Genomic DNA, 16,666 nt, shown 5'->3' on the forward strand with positions numbered 1-16,666 from the left:
GCACAGCTATGATTTCAAAACCAGATAAAAATAAGCTTCGCGTAAAGCGCCATAAGCGCGTGCGCGGTAAGATTTCTGGTACTGCTGCTCGCCCACGTTTGAACGTATTCCGTTCTAATGCAAACATCTACGCGCAATTAATTGATGACGTAGCGGGTGTAACGCTAGCAAGTGCCTCAAGCCATGATGCAGAAGTATCAGGCTCAAAAACAGAACAAGCTACTAAAGTTGGTGAATTGATCGCTACTCGTGGTAAAGCTGCAGGATTGGAAGATGTTATCTTTGATCGTGGTGGCTATTTGTATCATGGTCGTGTTCAAGCATTAGCAGAATCAGCCCGTGAAAACGGCTTGAAGTTCTAAGGGAAGGAGGAATATAAAAATGGTTGAATTCGTTAACCCTAAATCACTTGGTGAATTAGAAGAAAACGTTGTTGCTATTAACCGTGTCACAAAAGTTGTCAAGGGTGGCCGTCGTTTGCGTTTCGCAGCGTTGGTTGTCGTAGGTGACAAGCAAGGGCATGTTGGTTTTGGTACTGGTAAGGCGCAGGAAGTTCCTGAAGCTATCCGTAAAGCTATCGAAGATGCTAAGCGTAAGTTGATCACTGTTCCTACAGTTTCTACAACTATTCCTCACGACGTCCTTGGCGTATGGGGCGGCGGCAAAATTTTGATTAAGCCAGCCGAAGAAGGTTCTGGTGTTGCTGCCGGTGGTGCTGCGCGTTCTGTTATGGAACTAGCTGGCATTGCTGATGTGACTGCAAAGTCACTTGGTTCAGCTACGCCAGTAAACGTCGTTCGCGCAACTTTTGATGCTTTGACGAGCTTAAAGGATGCCGAACAAGTAGCAGCTTTGCGTGGTGTTTCTTTGGAACACTTAGCTGAATAAGGAGCGATAAAATGGCTGATTTAAAAATCACTTTGATTAAGAGTGCGGCTCATCGCTTACCTAAGCAACGCACGATTGTTAAGTCACTTGGACTTGGTCGTGTGTCTAGCTCAGTGGTGAAGCCTAATAACGAAGCTACTCGTGGCGCAATTTTCCATATTGCACACTTAGTAAGCGTTGAAGAAGTAAAGTAATAACTATTAAAATAAGGAGGTACCGAAAGATGAACTTGAACGAATTACAACCTGCAGAAGGTTCACGCAAGTTACGTAACCGTGTAGGTCGCGGTACGTCATCAGGAAACGGTAAAACATCCGGACGTGGTCAAAAGGGTCAGAAGGCTCGTGGTAAAGTGCGTTTGGGATTTGAAGGTGGTCAAATGCCTTTGTATCGTCGTATTCCAAAGCGTGGATTTACTAATATTTCACGTAAGGAATTTGCTGTTGTTAACTTGGAAAAGTTAAACGTTTTCGCAGATGGCACAGAAATCACACCAGCACTTTTGATTGAAAACCGTATTGTTAAAAATCAAAAGTCAGGTATTAAAGTATTGGCTGTTGGTAAGCTTGAGAAAAAGTTAACTGTTAAAGCACATAAGTTTTCAACTACTGCTAAGGCAGCTATTGAACAAGCCGGTGGATCAGCTGAGGTACTTTAATGCTACGCACGTTATTTAATGCAGTACGTGAAAAAGATATTCGCAAAAAGTTAGGATGGACGCTTTTAATTCTGTTTATTTATAGAATTGGAACGCATATTACTGTGCCAGGTGTCAATCCTTCAGCTATGTCGAATATGGCTAACTCTGGATTGATGAGCATTTTAAACATCTTCTCAGGTGGTGGCTTGATGAACTATTCATTGTTTGCAATGGGTGTTTCACCATACGTGACGGCACAAATTGTTGTGCAACTTTTGCAATTAGATATCGTGCCACGCTTTGTTGAATGGAGTAAGCAGGGTGAGGTTGGCCGGCGAAAGTTGAACAACGCCACGCGATGGTTAACACTTGTGCTTGCTTTTGTTCAATCTGTAGGTATTACAGCGGGATTTAACTCACTTTCTGCTTATGGATTAGTCAACCAAACAAACAATGCGATGTCCTTTGTGGTGATCGGGACGGTCATGACAATTGGAACATTCTTTGCAATGTGGTTGGGTGAAATGATTACTGAAAAAGGTCTAGGAAACGGTGTTTCTATGATTATTTTTGCAGGAATTATTGCACAAGCACCAGAAGGCTTATATGAAATTTTCAAAGAAAATATTTTACAAGCTGGATCAAGTGATTTAGTAAACGGTATTGTGTTCATGATTGTGCTTATAATAGCAATGCTATTAGTAATTGCTATTACGACATGGTTTTACGAAGCAACACGCCGGTTACAAATGCAATATACACGATCTGCAACATCATATGGTAGTGAAGCGTACTTACCATTGAAAGTGAACGTTTCTGGTGTTATTCCAGTTATTTTCGCATCATCATTTATTAGCACACCGCAAACGATTATGATGGCATTTCAAGAAAAATATGCGTCAGCTAATTGGTATCAAATATTACAACAAATATTTAGTATGACCACACTACCAGGTGCAATCCTTTATACTGTTTTGATCATTGTCTTCACTTATTTTTATGCTTTTGTACAAGTTAATCCTGAGAAATTATCGGAGAACTTACAAAAGCAAGGGGCCTACATTGTTGGTGTACGTCCAGGTGATGAAACGAAATCATTTGTTTCACAATTACTATTAAACTTGAGCTTTGTCGGTTCAATTTTCTTAGGATTTGTCGCATTGGTTCCGTTGATTGCTTCAAATATTTGGGGACTAAATGAGAAAATAGGTCTTGGAGGCACAAGTTTGCTAATTGCGATTGGTGTTGCTCTTGATTTAATTCGTCAAATTGATGGCTTAATGCAGAAGCGAAATTATATTGGGTTTATTACAAAAAAGCAGTCAGAAACACGGGAGACAACTAATGACTAAAAATTTGATTTTATTAGGTTTGCCGGGTGCTGGTAAAGGCACTCAAGCAGATTTTATTGTTAAGGATTATCCGAATGTGCATATTTCTACAGGAGATATTTTTCGGGCTAACTTGACTGATAATACTGAATTGGGTCAGAAAGCACGTACGTATATGGACGCTGGCAACTTAGTGCCAGACGAAGTTACGAATGCAATGGTTGCTGAACGTTTAAGTCAAGCGGATGTTAAAACTGCTGGATTCATGTTAGATGGATATCCTCGTAATGAAGCACAAGCGGAATTTCTAGATAATTATCTAAAAGAAAATGGTAGCCAAGTTTCTGCAACACTTTATTTTGAAGTTTCTGACTCATTGTTGCGCGAACGCCTTTTGGGACGTGGACGCGAGGATGATACACCTGAAGTTATTGATAACCGATTGGTTGTTAATAAAGCAGCTAACTTGCCGTTGGTAGATTATTACCAAAAAGCTGGTGTACTGCACACAATTAATGGCGGACGTGAACTTACTGAGGTGTATCGTGATGTCAAAAAGGTTTTGGATACTTTATAAAAGTTTCTAAAATTACATTGAGAAGTACTAGTTTTTCTGGTATAATTTGATAGGTTAAGCACTTATCAGCAATGTTGAACATTATTAGCACAGGAGGGTGAGTGCATGGCCAACGATGTCATTGAAATAGAGGGTAAAGTTAAAGAAACTTTACCTAATGCGATGTTCCAAGTAGAACTCGAAAATGGTGCGGTTATTTTAGCGCATGTTTCAGGTAAAATTCGTAAGAATTTTATTCGAATATTGCCAGGTGATCGTGTCACAGTAGAAATGTCACCATACGACTTAACAAAAGGTCGTATTACTTATCGTTTCCGTTAAGAAGTGATTTGGAATAATCAGTTAACCGAATAGGAGGAATAGATTATGAAAGTACGCCCATCAGTTAAAAAGATGTGTGATGCTTGCCGTGTTATCAAGCGGAATGGTCGCACTATGATTATTTGCTCAGCTAACCCTAAGCACAAGCAACGCGCTGGAAAGTAATTTTCAGTGTGTATTACACAAACATAAAAGTGATTGTAAATAGACATAATTGTCATTTTCAAAATATAAATAGGAGGTAAATTGTTATGGCTCGTATAGCAGGTATTGATTTGCCACGTGACAAGCGTATTGTCATTGGCTTAACTTACATCTACGGAATCGGTAATACTACTGCACAAAAAGTATTGGTTGAAGCTGGCGTCTCTGAAGACGTCCGTGTTCGTGATCTTTCAGCAGATCAAGAAGATGCCATCCGTGCAACAGTTGATAAGTTGAACTTACAACTTGAAGGTGACTTACGTCGTAAGGTATCATTAGATATCAAAGGATTGCAAGAAATCGCATCATACCGTGGCATTCGTCATCGTAAGGGGTTGCCAGTTCGTGGACAAAACACGAAAAACAACGCTCGTACACGTAAAGGCCCAGCTAAAGCAATTGCTGGTAAGAGAAAGTAATTTATTATCTTTCTCTGTTGTATCCTAATCGATATGGCACATGATTATCGCAACCATAGTTGCGTAATGTTGGCTAAGCAATTAGCCCGAGAAATTATACGAAAAGTATTGAAAAGGAGGCAAATATTATGGCAGCACGTACAACGCGTAAGCGTCGTGTAAAAAAGAATATTGAAGCCGGTGTGGCTCACATCCATTCAACATTCAACAACACTATCGTCATGATTACTGATGTTCAAGGCAATGCTGTTGCTTGGTCATCAGCTGGTGCATTGGGCTTCAAGGGAAGTCGTAAGTCAACACCATTCGCTGCTCAAATGGCAGCGGAAGCAGCAGCAAAGAGTGCTAAGGAAATGAACATGAGCACTGTTGCGGTAACTGTTAAGGGGCCAGGTTCTGGTCGTGAATCAGCTATCCGTGCTTTGGCTGCAGCTGGCTTGGAAGTAACATCAATTAAAGATGTTACCCCTGTTCCCCACAACGGATCACGCCCACCAAAGCGTCGTCGTGTTTAATTGATTTTCATTGCTCTTGCTTTGAAAGAAGGGGTAAGAATTACAGATGATTGAATTTGAAAAGCCAAATATTCATAACATCGAAGAGGATGACCGCTATGGCAAGTTTGTCGTAGAGCCTCTTGAGCGCGGATACGGTACAACGCTTGGTAACTCATTGCGTCGTATTTTGTTATCATCGCTTCCAGGCGCAGCCGTTAACACGGTTCAAATCGATGGCGTTGTTCACGAGTTTTCAACTGTGGATGGCGTAGTTGAAGATGTCACACAAATTATTTTAAATCTTAAAAAAGTTGTGTTGGCTATTGATTCAGATGATGAGCGTAGCCTTGAAATTGATGTTCAAGGACCTGCTGATGTTACTGCTGCAGATTTGCAGGCAGGTGCCGATGTTGAGATTTTAAATCCGGATTTGCATCTTGCTACTGTAGCAGCAGGTAAGTCACTGCACATGACTGTTACGGCAGTTAAAGGGCGTGGCTACTCATCTGCAGACGAAAATAAACAATTGCGTGATGAAATGCCTATTGGTGTTTTGGCAGTTGACTCTATTTATACGCCTATCGAACGTGTGAACTACCATGTAGAAAATACGCGTGTAGGTTCACGTGATGATTATGATAAACTCACTTTTGATATTTGGACTAATGGTTCAATTAAACCTAGTGATGCTTTAAGCCTTGGTTCAAAAATCTTGGCAGAACATTTGAATTTGTTCATGGACATTTCTCCAGTCGCAGCTGAAGCCAGCGTTATGGTTGAAGCAGAGCCTGTGGCCACTAATGCTTCAGATTCTGCTCCGATTGAGGACTTGGATTTGTCAGTTCGTTCTTATAATTGTCTCAAACGGGCCGGTATCAACACTATTGTGGAGTTGACAGATCGCACTGAAGCCGACATGATGAAGGTGCGTAATCTCGGTCGGAAATCACTTGATGAGATCCAAGAAAAGCTTACCGAAATGGGTATAGGATTTCGCAAGGAAGATTAACACATGTCTTTAAATTACTAAAAAGGAGGATTCACCAATGCCATATCGTAAATTGGGTCGTACATCTTCACAACGTAAAGCAATGTTGCGTGATTTGACCACAGATCTTTTGATCAATGGCCGTATCACTACTACTGAAGCACGCGCTAAAGAAGTTCGTAAGACTACAGATAAGATGATTACATTAGGTAAGCGTGGTGACTTGGCTGCTCGACGTCAAGCTGCTGCCTTTGTTCGTAACGAAGTTGCGGACGTTATCGAAGACGGCGACAACGTGAAGGTACAATCAGCTTTGCAAAAGTTGTTTGACGATGTTACACCACGTTTTGCTGAACGTAATGGTGGTTATACACGAATTCTCAAGACTGTCCAACGTCGTGGCGATGCTGCTCAATTGGTCATCTTGGAACTTGTTGATTAATTATTATTACATGTTATATTAAAAAAACCGTTGCATTTTTCAATGCAACGGTCTTTTTAATGCAATTAAGCATTACGAGTTAATAGCAGTTGGCTCAAGTGCTCAAGTTGTTCTTGGATTTGAGTATTAGGTAATGAAGTGATTAAATCGTTCAACGAATCGCTATACTCAGTAAGCAGTGTTTTTAATTTAGTCATTGCGTTGCTACTCGTAATGAGGTTATGCAATGTGGTAAGCTCTTCATCGGAAATAGCATCACGTTTAAGTAAGAGCGTTTTAATGTCAGTATTCACGCTAGTATCATCTAGTGCAAATAGAATAGGAGCCGTGTATATACCGTTTCTAATATCTTGGCCAATTGGCTTGCCTAATGATAGATTTTCTGTAATTGATTCAAAATCGAGATAATCATCAAGTAATTGAAAGGTGATACCAAGGTTTTCACCAAGATGGCTTACTATGGATAATAAGTCATCGCTATAGTCTGTGCCACTAACCAATCCAAAAGTAGCGCTTAATTTAAACAAGGCAGCAGTTTTGCCTTTGATCTGAGAAAAATAAGCTGAAAAAGTTGTGTTAATGTTATATCGATTTTGCTTTTGAAGTAATTCTCCGAATAGAATTTCTTGTAAGGCTGTTAAGGCAAGTTTATTTGCAGCTGGTTTATCTGCACGTTCTAATAAAGAAAACATGCCTGTTAAGAGGTAGTCACCTGCATAAACGGCTGTATCTTTACCAAACTGGCTTTGAATGCTTTCATGACCACGTCGCAATTTTGATTCATCAATAATATCATCATGAATCAAGGTCGCCAAATGGAGCAATTCCACACTTGCTCCAAGTGAAATAGCGCTCTGATTATAAGACTCACTTGTTAAACGAGAAAATATTAAGGTTAGCGCTGGACGGACAAGCTTACCAGCGTTCAGTTGAGATCGAATAGCATGGTCGATCTCCTCAAAACCAATATGCCAACTAGAAGACATTTCAGTTAAAATACTTTGAAGTGGTTCTGATAGTTCAGGGAAAGTTTCCCATATTTTAGGTAAATTGCGCGTTGACATGTTTAATTTCTCTACTTCTCCCATGTATAAACGATTGCGTATACATGTAATATGTACAAAGTGCGAGAATAATTGACCCCGCACCATTTTATTATAACTTATTTATCTAATTCATCATATACTGACTTTGCTTTACCATACCAAAGGCCACCGAATAACTTTTGCAAGAGTGGTACAACGTAGAAGTCGAGTCCAAAACCACGCCCAGAACCATTCATAACGGCGATGCTTGATAAGATTAAGAACCAATGTGTCAAGTCAAAGCCGTTTACTGCCCAAGCTGCAATGGTTAATATAATACTAACTGCAGCTAATGGCCAGGTCATAAGTCCTATTAAGATACCTGCACCTGTAATGATTTCAAAGAAGCTCATAAGGCCATGTTGCCAGAAGAGGTCATTTAAGCCACCTAATTGTCCTACTGCAGCAAGAATCCAGAAAAGGCCTAAGAAAACGCGTAGTGGTGTTGACCATAACACATTTCCAAGACGAGAAATTGCACCCTTGAAAGGATTACGACCATTTTCAGTACGGAAGAATTCATCCATTAGATAATTGAAAATGGAATACATTGATCGTATTTGAGAATAAAAGAATAAATTAATCCCATGTTTTGCAATACTAGCGAAGAAGCCAGAAAAGTTTAAGCCCATCAAACTTGCAACAGTATAATGAGAGCCAATTGAAACTGCAAAACCATGGTAACTTACAGATTCAGCAAAAGTTTTGGTTTTGCCAAATCCAAGATCAGCTAAGATATTGTTGGCAGCAGCACGAGCAGCACTTTCGGCGCCTTCAACAGTTTGAGGAACTGGGCCTGTTTTTTCGTCAACATAAGATAGTGTATCGCCAGCAACATAAATATCTTTTGCTGGTTCATCATTTTCTAATGTGGCACGCATATAATCATCAGCTTCAATACGACCACCACGTCCATATTTGAATCCCCAATTCGAGATAAATGATTTTGCTTTGACACCAGCAGTCCATATCAATGATTTTGTAGGCAAGGTGGTGTTATCTTTAAAAATAACACCATCTTCATTGACGCCAGTAACCATAGCACCTAGGCGTATATCAACGCCATTATCTGTCATATATTTGAATGCCTTGTCAGCTAGTTTTCTATCTTTTAGCATGTTTAAAATAGAGGGGGAAGCTTCTAATAGTACCAATTTAATTTCAGATTCATCTAATTTGTATGCTTTAGCAAGTACTTGACGTTGCTCAATGAATTCGCCCATCAATTCAGCGCCGGTAAATCCAGAGCCGACGACAGCAATAGTGAGTAATTGTTCACGTTTGGCAGGATCAAGCTCTGCAGCGCCTTGGCCAATAATATTTTCTATATGATTACGAATTTGTAATGATTCTTCCATTGACCATAATTCAAAACCATATTCTTTGACGCCTGGTGTACCAAAATCATTTGATTGACCACCAACTGCTAAAATTAATTTTTCATAATTAATGTCGCCGTGGGTCGTTTTGACAATTTTGGCATCTTTATCAATGCCATTGACTTCGGCAGTTAGTAGTTTGACATTTTTATTTTGATAGAAGAGGTGCTCCAAGTCTTCTTGTACGTGTTTAGGAGTTACACGTTGTGAAGCGACTTCGTGCAGTTCTGTCATGTATGTGAAGTATGAATGCTTGTCAATTAAAATAACATTGTATTCTTTATGTGATTTTAACTTCTTTGACAACGTTTTTGCTGCAAATACACCACCGAAACCAGCGCCAACGATGACAATATTTTTTTCTGCCATGACTATTTTCTTCCTTTTGTGAATTGTCTAATATTCTTGTGAAATATCTATTTAATTATAGACTAATTATCGTTATTTTAAAAGGGTTTATCATAATATTTCTTTGTGAAATTACTATTGAATATAAAGTGGAGGGCCTAAATTAATTATAGGCTAAATGGGGTAACCTGTGATAAAATAAGGACTAATGACTCAAGCAATTAAAATTGACAATTTAAAATATAATTACAACAATGACCAAGTTTTATTTGATGGCTTTAATTTAACAATCGATTCCGGTCAGTGGGTTGCCTTAGTGGGGCATAATGGTTCTGGTAAATCGACGCTGGCAAAATTGATTTTAGGATTGATTGCGGCAAATTCTGGAAACATTGATGTTTTTGGTGAACGACTTACTGTTGATACAGTGCATCATGTTCGTGAACAAATCGGTATGGTTTTCCAAAATCCCGATAATCAATTTGTTGGGGCAACAGTCGCCGATGATGTCGCATTTGGTTTGGAAAATAAGCAGATACCGAGTGTTGAAATGCCACGTATGATTGACGAGGCGCTGTCAATTGTTGGCATGTTGGATTTTAAAGATCGAGAGCCCCACATGTTATCTGGGGGTCAAAAGCAGCGTGTTGCATTAGCTAGTGTATTGGCGCTACAGCCTAAAATCATTATTTTAGATGAAGCCACGGCGATGCTTGATCCTGATGGCCGTGCAACGATTATGCATACACTACAAGATCTTAAAGCGCGATTTGGTCATGACATAACGTTTGTTACGATTACACACGACATGGACGAGGCGATTTTAGCAGACCGTGTGGTTGTGATTAATGATGGTCAGTTGATACTAGACGGTACACCGGCAAATGTCTTTAGTCAATATGATGTCATACACAACAATGGTTTAGAGTTGCCTTTTGCTGGTGAATTAGCGGAAAAATTAGATGCGAAACCTAAAAGTTATTTAGATGAGAGAGAATTAATACAGTGGCTATCACGTTTGAACAAGTAAATTTTAGTTATGGCGCTGGGACGACTCTGGCGCAACGTGTTTTACATGATATCACGGTTGACATGCCAACTGGTAAAGTGACTGCTATTGTAGGACAAACTGGATCAGGAAAATCAACGTTAATTCAACATATTAACGGACTATTAAAACCGACCAGTGGACAGATTAGAATTGATGATTTTGAATTGACGGCCAGCACCAAAGAAAAAGAATTGGTTAACTTAAGGCAAAAGGTTGGCATTGTGTTCCAATTTCCCGAGAATCAATTATTTGCGAACACTGTTTTAGAAGATGTGATGTATGCACCACTTAATTTTGGGGCAACTAAAGACGCCGCAAAATTGGAAGCAGCGCGTGCATTAAATCGGGTAGGTGTATCAGAAGATCTGTGGGGAAAGTCACCTTTTGAACTATCTGGTGGTCAAATGCGCCGTGTAGCTATGGCGGGCACATTGGCGAGTAATCCAAGTGTTGTTGTTATGGATGAACCAGCTGCTGGTTTAGACCCTAAAGGGCAGACTGAGCTGTTGTCTATTGTTTTAGAGTTAAAAAAGCTTGGGAAAACAATTATCTTTATTTCACATCAAATGGATCATGTTGTGGCGGTGGCAGATCAGGTAGTTGTAATGAATGAAGGCCGTGTCGTTGCTAAAGAAACACCACGCCAACTGTTTAATCGAGAGCTTTCTTGGTTTCAAACGATGAAATTAGATTTGCCAAAAGCTGGGCAATTAGCGGAAAAGCTCAAGGACAAAGGGGTGACATTATCACGTCGGCCTCTAGATCTAGGCGAACTAGCTGAATTAATCAATCAGGAGGTAGGTCATGAATAATATTATGATAGGCCGTTTTGTACCTGGTCATTCGTGGGTCCATCGTTTAGACCCACGAACAAAAATGATGATAACGTTTGTTTATATTCTTGTGATGCTTTGGGCTAATAACTGGCAGACTTATGCGTGGGCAACCCTGTTTGTCATCGGTTTAGTTAGATTAACTGGTCAGCCATTTAAACTTTATTGGGATGGGTTAAAGCCTATTTTTTGGTTGATTTTATTTACGGTAATTCTTCAACTACTATTTACACCCGGAACACCTGTGTTATTCAGCATTGGGCCCCTGCGTGTGACAGTGCCCGGAATTCTAAATGCAGTTTATGTTATGGTACGGTTTGTATTAATCATCTTAATGTCAACCATTTTGACGTTAACAACACCACCAACAAGTATTGCTAACGCGCTAGAATCTTTATTGAGTCCGTTGAAAAAAATTGGCGTGCCTGTGGCCGAATTGTCCTTGATGTTGGCGATTGCTTTACGATTTGTACCATTGTTAATGGATGAAACACAAAAGATTATGAATGCTCAAAAATCGCGTGGTATGAGTTTTTCCACGGGTGGGCCGGTCAAACGTGCAAAAGCAATTATTCCGCTCTTAATTCCACTGTTTGTGGGTGCTCTGCAACGTGCGTTAGATTTAGCTAACGCGATGGAAGTGCGCGGGTTTAAGGATGCCGTACAACGAACAAAGTATCGCATTTTGAGCTACCAAAAAATAGATCAAGTTGCATTTTTGGCACTTGGTGGCTTTGTTGTTATTTTTTTAATCATTAAAACAGTGATACATGGTTAATATTTGGCGTACATACGAAGTAAATAATGAAGGGGAGGCACAATGTTTTGTGCCGTATTTTAAAATAATATGCCAAGATATAGGGCGATAGTATCTTATGATGGGTCGGGCTTTTTTGGCTTTCAGGTTCAGACAAAAAATGGTATTGAACGACAACGCACAGTGCAAGGCGAACTCACGAAGGCAGTAAACCAGATGGCCAAAAATCCAACAGAACCTATTAAGGTAGTTGGTGCTTCTCGGACTGATACGGGTGTGCATGCTTTTGGTCAAGTCGTTCACTTTGATTTGCCATTTGATATTAATGAGAGTGGTGTCCGTAAGGGGCTTAATACTTTATTACCAAGAGATATGCTCATTAAGCAAGTGGAGAAAGTTTCACCTGATTTTCATGCACGTTTTAATACACACGCAAAACGCTACATTTATCGTGTATCTACGCAAGATTTTACTGATCCTTTTAAGCGGCAGTATACTGGCCATTTTCAATGGCATTTGGATATTGAGCGTATTAAATCTGCATTACCTGATTTGTTAGGTGAGCATGATTTTGCAAGTTTCGCCGCATCGGGCAATCAAACGGCAACAACAATTCGCACAATAACACGTGCTGATGTGACAATTAAGCCTGATGATCAGGAATTGGTATTTACTTTTGAAGGCAATGCTTTCTTATATAACCAAATTCGTATCATGGTTGGCGTGTTACTAGAAATTGGTAATGGCCGTCGTGATGTACATGATATTTTACGCTTGATTGCGGTTAAAGATCGAGAACAAGCACGTTTCACGGCACCGGCTAGTGGCCTATATTTAGATCAAATTTATTACAATGACTAATAAATTTGATGGCACAATAACGTGATGGTTATCATTAAAATCAACTGACGTGTCATCAAATGAAATCGTCATCAATAAACAACTAGTTAACAATTAAATTCGGGTAAAACCATTGACAAAACGTCATATTTTAGGTAAGATTGTAAACGGTATTGTTTACCTCACGATAAGCCCCGGAAACTTATTGTATTTGCGTGACAAGGAACGGTCACGCCTGTAAACAACTAATCAAAGGAGCGCAAACATGCGTACAACATTTTTAGCAAAACCAGGTGAAATCGAAAAGAAGTGGTATATTATTGATGCCAAAGACGTCGTATTAGGACGTCTTTCAACAGTAGTTGCTTCAATTTTACGTGGAAAGAATAAGCCAACGTTTACACCAAACGTTGACATGGGCGACCATGTTATCATCATCAATGCTAGCGAAGTTAAATTGACTGGTAAGAAAGCTACTGATAAAGTTTATTACCATCATTCAAACCACCCAGGTGGCTTGAAGGCTCGCACAGCTGGAAACTATCGTGAATTCAATCCTGAAAAGTTACTTGAATTATCAATACACGGTATGTTGCCAAAGAACACTTTGGGTCGTAAGCAAGGCTTGAACTTGCACGTGTTTGCCGGATCAGAACATGGTCATGCAGCACAAAAGCCTGAAGCACTAGACATCAACACGTTGATTTAAGAAAGGAGAATCTAAATTATGGCTACAGCAGTACAATATGCCGGCACAGGCCGTCGTAAGAACTCAGTTGCTCGTGTGCGTTTGGTTCCAGGTAATGGCCAAATCACAATGAACGGCAAGTCAATCGAAGAATACATTCCTTTCGCTAACTTGCGTGAAGTTGTTTTGCAACCATTTAACATTACTGAAACATTGGGTAACTACGATGTATTAGTAAACGTTATTGGTGGTGGTTATTCTGGTCAAGCTGGTGCAACACGTCACGGTATCGCCCGTGCGTTGTTGACAGTTGATCCTGATTTCCGTGCAGCATTGAAGGCAGCAGGTTTGTTGACTCGTGACTCACGTATGAAGGAACGTAAGAAGCCAGGTTTGAAGAAGGCTCGTAAGGCTTCACAATTCTCAAAGCGTTAATAGAAACTGCAAAAATGCAATACTATCAATGCCTTTTGGTTTTGTTCAAATCAATAACCAACTAAAAAGTGTTACTCGTTCAATCGAATGGGTAACACTTTTTTAGTTGATCATAAAAACAAACAATCAACAAGTCATCTTATTTTTGTGAGTGGCTTTGAAGCCGTGTTGCTAACAATAAACCAATAACTGGAACAACGATAAACCAACCGCTTGTTCGTACTAATGATTGACCAATTGAAACGTGTTCATTGAAGTGGGTCATTAAAATCGTAGCAACAACAACACTACCAGCCCCAATAACTTGGCGCATCGTTGTGATGAGAGCAGTACCATGACTAACCAAGTCTTTCGGTAAGGCGTTGTTAGCCGCTGTGACAGCAGGCATCATAATAAATGCATTACCACCCTCTAGTAACATCGCGGCCACTAATCCATATATCCAAGCATGCGTACCAGCTATAGCTAATAGACCATAACCTGATATCATCATTACCATGCCGATATAAACTAATTTTTTTAAACCAATTTGGTTTAATAGCCGTCCTGCTCGAGGATTAAGTTGGCTTAAGAATACAGCTGCGGGAACCATTAATAAACCAGACCACAAAGGTTCTAAATGAAATACACGTTGATAGAAGAGGGGCATAAGGACAGTGGCGATGATTAGTCCGGAATAAGAAATGCCTGTTAACAACAAGCCTGGAAGAAAACCTTGGTATTTAAACACAGTTAAATTCAAAAACGGTTGTGCTAATTTTTGTTGACGAACTGTAAATAGGACTAATAACAAGCAACTGATGATAAATATCAGCCACCAGTTGAGACTAAATCCAGTTCTGGGGATGCTTGCAATATCATATAAAAGGCCACCAAATCCAATAAGTGTCACGGCGGATAACCAGTCGAATGATGAATGCTTCAAGGGATGCGTATTTTTAATAATGTGTTGTGCGCTGACAATGATTATCAATAATATGATGAAAAATAAGGCAAAAAGTGCACGCCATGAAACCCACTGTAACACGATACCAGAAATAATAGGACCAACAGCCAGTGCGGACCCCATAACAAGCCCAACGACGCCCATCGTTAAGCCACGCTGTTCTTTAGATGTATTTTCCATGATAACACTTTGAAAAGTGGGAAACAGCGCACCAACAGCTACACCTTCAAGTAATCGGCCGACAATAATACCCCAAAAATGCGGTGATAGCATGGCTATCGCAGTACCAATTAAAAATACGGCGACAATGGTATTCAGTAAAGGCTTTAATTTAATGTTATCAAGCAACCAAGGGCTTAAAGGCATAACGAGAGTCATGGCTACCATAAATCCTGTTGTAAGCCACTGAACGGTGCTGGCATCGACATTGAAGCTTTTCATTAAAATAGGATATGCGGTGGTCATTGTTGACTGACTAATCGACATCGTAAATGAAACGGACAAAAGCACTAATGAAAATGGTGTGAGTTGTCGTAAATTTTTAAACATGATAGGCCTCTTTAAAAGTTATTTATAATAATTCTAAACTAGTTTTATGAAAAATTCAATCTCATTTAGAAAATGAGCGTTAATGAAACAAATTAAAAATACCTATTGATTATAATCAATAGGTATTTTATGAACCATTTATTAAACAAGGTATGAGGCAAAATTTTCACGTTCCATTTTTGATAATTCTAATGTCAATAACGTGCCCGTGTCATCATAGGATTCCGTTAAGAATGTGTGTTGAGAGGATAATTTCGCCTGTAAGGCACCTTTTTCAAAAGGAATGTGCAGTGTAACAGTTTCAACATCATTAAAAATATGCTGCTTAATTAGTTGAATCAGTGCATCCTGTGAATCGGTATCTATTGCTGAAAGTGTAATTGTGTTCTCGCCAGAAATTTCAGGATAAGATAAGCTTGTGCGATCGGCCTTATTATAGATGGTAATCATGGGAACATCACTGACGCCAACTTCGGCTAATGTTTTCTCAGTCGTTGTCATCATCTCTTTATAGTGTTCATCGGAGATGTCAACAACTTGCAAAAGTAAATCAGCGTGTGCGGCCTCCTGCAAAGTCGATTTAAAAGCGGCTACTAGGTTGTGTGGCAATTTGGATACGAATCCGACCGTATCACTGAGTAAAAATTGTTTTTTATCAGGTAAGGTGAGTTGACGAATAGTTGTATTTAAGGTTGCAAATAGCATATCTTTTTCAAAAACCTGCTTTGAATCGTCATTGTCTGCACCGACTCCGAAACGTTCGAGCAAACGATTCATTAATGTTGATTTTCCGGCGTTAGTATAACCAACTAAGGCGACATTGGGCAACTCATTAGTATGGCGTTTTGAGGCACGTGTGGTTTCGCCCTTGGTGAGGTCGGCTAGGTCTTGACGAATGTGAACCATTTGTGCGGTAATTCGACGGCGTGATTCTTCGAGTTTTGTCTCTCCAGCACCACGCGAGGTGAAACCACCGCCACCTGCACCTGTTTGCTGGTCTAAGCTAACAGACATACTTGTACGTAATCGTGGTAATTGATATTGTAGCCGTGCTAATTGAACTTGTAATTTTGCCTCTTTAGTTTGTGCACGTTGTGCAAAGATATCTAAAATGAGGCCTGTACGATCTAAGACAGTTGCTTGTGTTGCTTTTTCTAAATTGCGTATCTGCGAGGGCGATAGTTCATCATTGGCTACAATCATGTCGACATCGTAGGTCTTAACGGCCTCTGCTAATTCTTCTACCTTTCCTTTACCAAAATAAGTGGCTGGATTAGGGCGCTCCAGTTTTTGTGTAAATGTCTCAACGGGTGTTAAACTATTTGCGCGTGTCAAATTGGCCAATTCAGTCATTTCATAAGTAGAATTAGCATTGTTACTGGTTAGCCCAACCAAAAATACTTGGCGAGGGGCGTCAAGGTTTGAATGTTGTTGTGTCATAAAAAATA

General features: G+C 39.8%; 22 protein-coding genes. 18 read left to right on the top strand and 4 right to left on the bottom strand.

The genetic code is table 11. The features are described 5' to 3' along the window. Positions 1-8 precede the first annotated feature (8 nt). From rplR to rplQ, 12 genes are all read left to right on the top strand, one after another. Positions 9-362 carry a 50S ribosomal protein L18 gene (gene rplR, locus JOD28_RS02410; protein ID WP_013975191.1) on the top strand — a complete coding sequence of 118 codons (354 nt, stop codon included), beginning with the start codon at positions 9-11 and terminating at the stop codon, positions 360-362. 19 nt (positions 363-381) lie between these two features. Further along, on the top strand, positions 382-888 hold the full coding sequence (gene rpsE, locus JOD28_RS02415; protein WP_004899439.1) for a 30S ribosomal protein S5: 507 nt from the start codon (positions 382-384) through the stop codon (positions 886-888). An 11-nt stretch (positions 889-899) separates the two neighbouring features. After that, the gene (gene rpmD, locus JOD28_RS02420; protein WP_013103451.1) at positions 900-1,082 is read left to right on the top strand and encodes a 50S ribosomal protein L30; all 183 of its coding nucleotides are present in this window, start codon (positions 900-902) and stop codon (positions 1,080-1,082) included. Between the two features lie 29 nt (positions 1,083-1,111). Further along, the gene (gene rplO, locus JOD28_RS02425; RefSeq protein ID WP_204769315.1) at positions 1,112-1,546 is read left to right on the top strand and encodes a 50S ribosomal protein L15; all 435 of its coding nucleotides are present in this window, start codon (positions 1,112-1,114) and stop codon (positions 1,544-1,546) included. After that, a complete protein-coding gene (gene secY, locus JOD28_RS02430; RefSeq protein WP_204769316.1) occupies positions 1,546-2,880 on the top strand; it encodes a preprotein translocase subunit SecY in 1,335 nt (444 codons plus the stop codon). The genes rplO and secY overlap by 1 nt, the downstream gene beginning before the upstream one ends. Then, a complete protein-coding gene (locus JOD28_RS02435; protein ID WP_204769317.1) occupies positions 2,873-3,436 on the top strand; it encodes an adenylate kinase in 564 nt (187 codons plus the stop codon). Before secY ends, JOD28_RS02435 begins: the two co-directional genes overlap by 8 nt. Positions 3,437-3,541: 105 nt before the next feature. After that, complete coding sequence (gene infA / locus JOD28_RS02440; protein ID WP_002816015.1) at positions 3,542-3,757, top strand: translation initiation factor IF-1; 216 nt, start codon at positions 3,542-3,544, stop codon at positions 3,755-3,757. 45 nt (positions 3,758-3,802) lie between these two features. Then, positions 3,803-3,922 (top strand): 50S ribosomal protein L36, encoded by a 120-nt coding sequence (rpmJ, locus tag JOD28_RS02445; protein WP_002816013.1) that lies wholly within the window; start codon positions 3,803-3,805, stop codon positions 3,920-3,922. Positions 3,923-4,008: 86 nt separating this feature from the next. Then, positions 4,009-4,380 carry a 30S ribosomal protein S13 gene (rpsM, locus tag JOD28_RS02450; protein WP_013103455.1) on the top strand — a complete coding sequence of 124 codons (372 nt, stop codon included), beginning with the start codon at positions 4,009-4,011 and terminating at the stop codon, positions 4,378-4,380. 128 nt (positions 4,381-4,508) lie between these two features. Then, positions 4,509-4,895, top strand: a complete 387-nt coding sequence (gene rpsK / locus JOD28_RS02455; protein WP_013103456.1) for a 30S ribosomal protein S11 — start codon at positions 4,509-4,511, stop codon at positions 4,893-4,895. Positions 4,896-4,941: 46 nt separating this feature from the next. Further along, a complete protein-coding gene (locus JOD28_RS02460; protein WP_013103457.1) occupies positions 4,942-5,886 on the top strand; it encodes a DNA-directed RNA polymerase subunit alpha in 945 nt (314 codons plus the stop codon). Between the two features lie 37 nt (positions 5,887-5,923). After that, positions 5,924-6,307: a 50S ribosomal protein L17 gene (gene rplQ / locus JOD28_RS02465; protein WP_013103458.1), complete on the top strand. Its 384-nt coding sequence runs from the start codon at positions 5,924-5,926 to the stop codon at positions 6,305-6,307. A gap of 65 nt (positions 6,308-6,372) precedes the next feature. Here the strand turns inward: rplQ and JOD28_RS02470 are convergent, their stop codons facing one another. Both JOD28_RS02470 and JOD28_RS02475 read right to left on the bottom strand, forming a co-directional pair. Further along, on the bottom strand, positions 6,373-7,371 hold the full coding sequence (locus JOD28_RS02470) for a polyprenyl synthetase family protein (RefSeq protein WP_204769553.1): 999 nt from the start codon (positions 7,369-7,371) through the stop codon (positions 6,373-6,375). Positions 7,372-7,469: 98 nt separating this feature from the next. Beyond that, on the bottom strand, positions 7,470-9,140 hold the full coding sequence (locus JOD28_RS02475; protein WP_204769318.1) for an FAD-dependent oxidoreductase: 1,671 nt from the start codon (positions 9,138-9,140) through the stop codon (positions 7,470-7,472). A gap of 187 nt (positions 9,141-9,327) precedes the next feature. Here JOD28_RS02475 and JOD28_RS02480 point away from each other — a divergent pair, with 187 nt between their 5' ends. From JOD28_RS02480 to rpsI, 6 genes are all read left to right on the top strand, one after another. Beyond that, complete coding sequence (locus JOD28_RS02480) at positions 9,328-10,149, top strand: energy-coupling factor transporter ATPase (RefSeq protein WP_204769319.1); 822 nt, start codon at positions 9,328-9,330, stop codon at positions 10,147-10,149. Then, positions 10,125-10,982: an energy-coupling factor transporter ATPase gene (locus JOD28_RS02485; protein WP_204769320.1), complete on the top strand. Its 858-nt coding sequence runs from the start codon at positions 10,125-10,127 to the stop codon at positions 10,980-10,982. The genes JOD28_RS02480 and JOD28_RS02485 overlap by 25 nt, the downstream gene beginning before the upstream one ends. Then, positions 10,975-11,781: an energy-coupling factor transporter transmembrane component T family protein gene (locus JOD28_RS02490; RefSeq protein ID WP_204769321.1), complete on the top strand. Its 807-nt coding sequence runs from the start codon at positions 10,975-10,977 to the stop codon at positions 11,779-11,781. Before JOD28_RS02485 ends, JOD28_RS02490 begins: the two co-directional genes overlap by 8 nt. 69 nt (positions 11,782-11,850) lie before the next feature. Then, positions 11,851-12,621, top strand: coding sequence for a tRNA pseudouridine(38-40) synthase TruA (truA, locus tag JOD28_RS02495; RefSeq protein WP_204769322.1), 771 nt, complete (start codon positions 11,851-11,853; stop codon positions 12,619-12,621). Between the two features lie 244 nt (positions 12,622-12,865). Beyond that, positions 12,866-13,309: a 50S ribosomal protein L13 gene (gene rplM, locus JOD28_RS02500; protein ID WP_013975182.1), complete on the top strand. Its 444-nt coding sequence runs from the start codon at positions 12,866-12,868 to the stop codon at positions 13,307-13,309. Between the two features lie 18 nt (positions 13,310-13,327). Continuing rightward, positions 13,328-13,723: a 30S ribosomal protein S9 gene (gene rpsI, locus JOD28_RS02505; RefSeq protein WP_013103467.1), complete on the top strand. Its 396-nt coding sequence runs from the start codon at positions 13,328-13,330 to the stop codon at positions 13,721-13,723. A gap of 139 nt (positions 13,724-13,862) precedes the next feature. Here rpsI and JOD28_RS02510 read toward each other — a convergent pair whose 3' ends face one another. Next, complete coding sequence (locus tag JOD28_RS02510) at positions 13,863-15,218, bottom strand: MFS transporter (protein ID WP_204769323.1); 1,356 nt, start codon at positions 15,216-15,218, stop codon at positions 13,863-13,865. Positions 15,219-15,359: 141 nt separating this feature from the next. Beyond that, positions 15,360-16,658 (bottom strand): GTPase HflX, encoded by a 1,299-nt coding sequence (gene hflX, locus JOD28_RS02515; RefSeq protein ID WP_204769324.1) that lies wholly within the window; start codon positions 16,656-16,658, stop codon positions 15,360-15,362. Positions 16,659-16,666 lie beyond the last annotated feature (8 nt).

It is taken from the genome of Leuconostoc rapi (genome assembly GCF_016908715.1).
Lineage (GTDB): Bacteria > Bacillota > Bacilli > Lactobacillales > Lactobacillaceae > Leuconostoc > Leuconostoc rapi.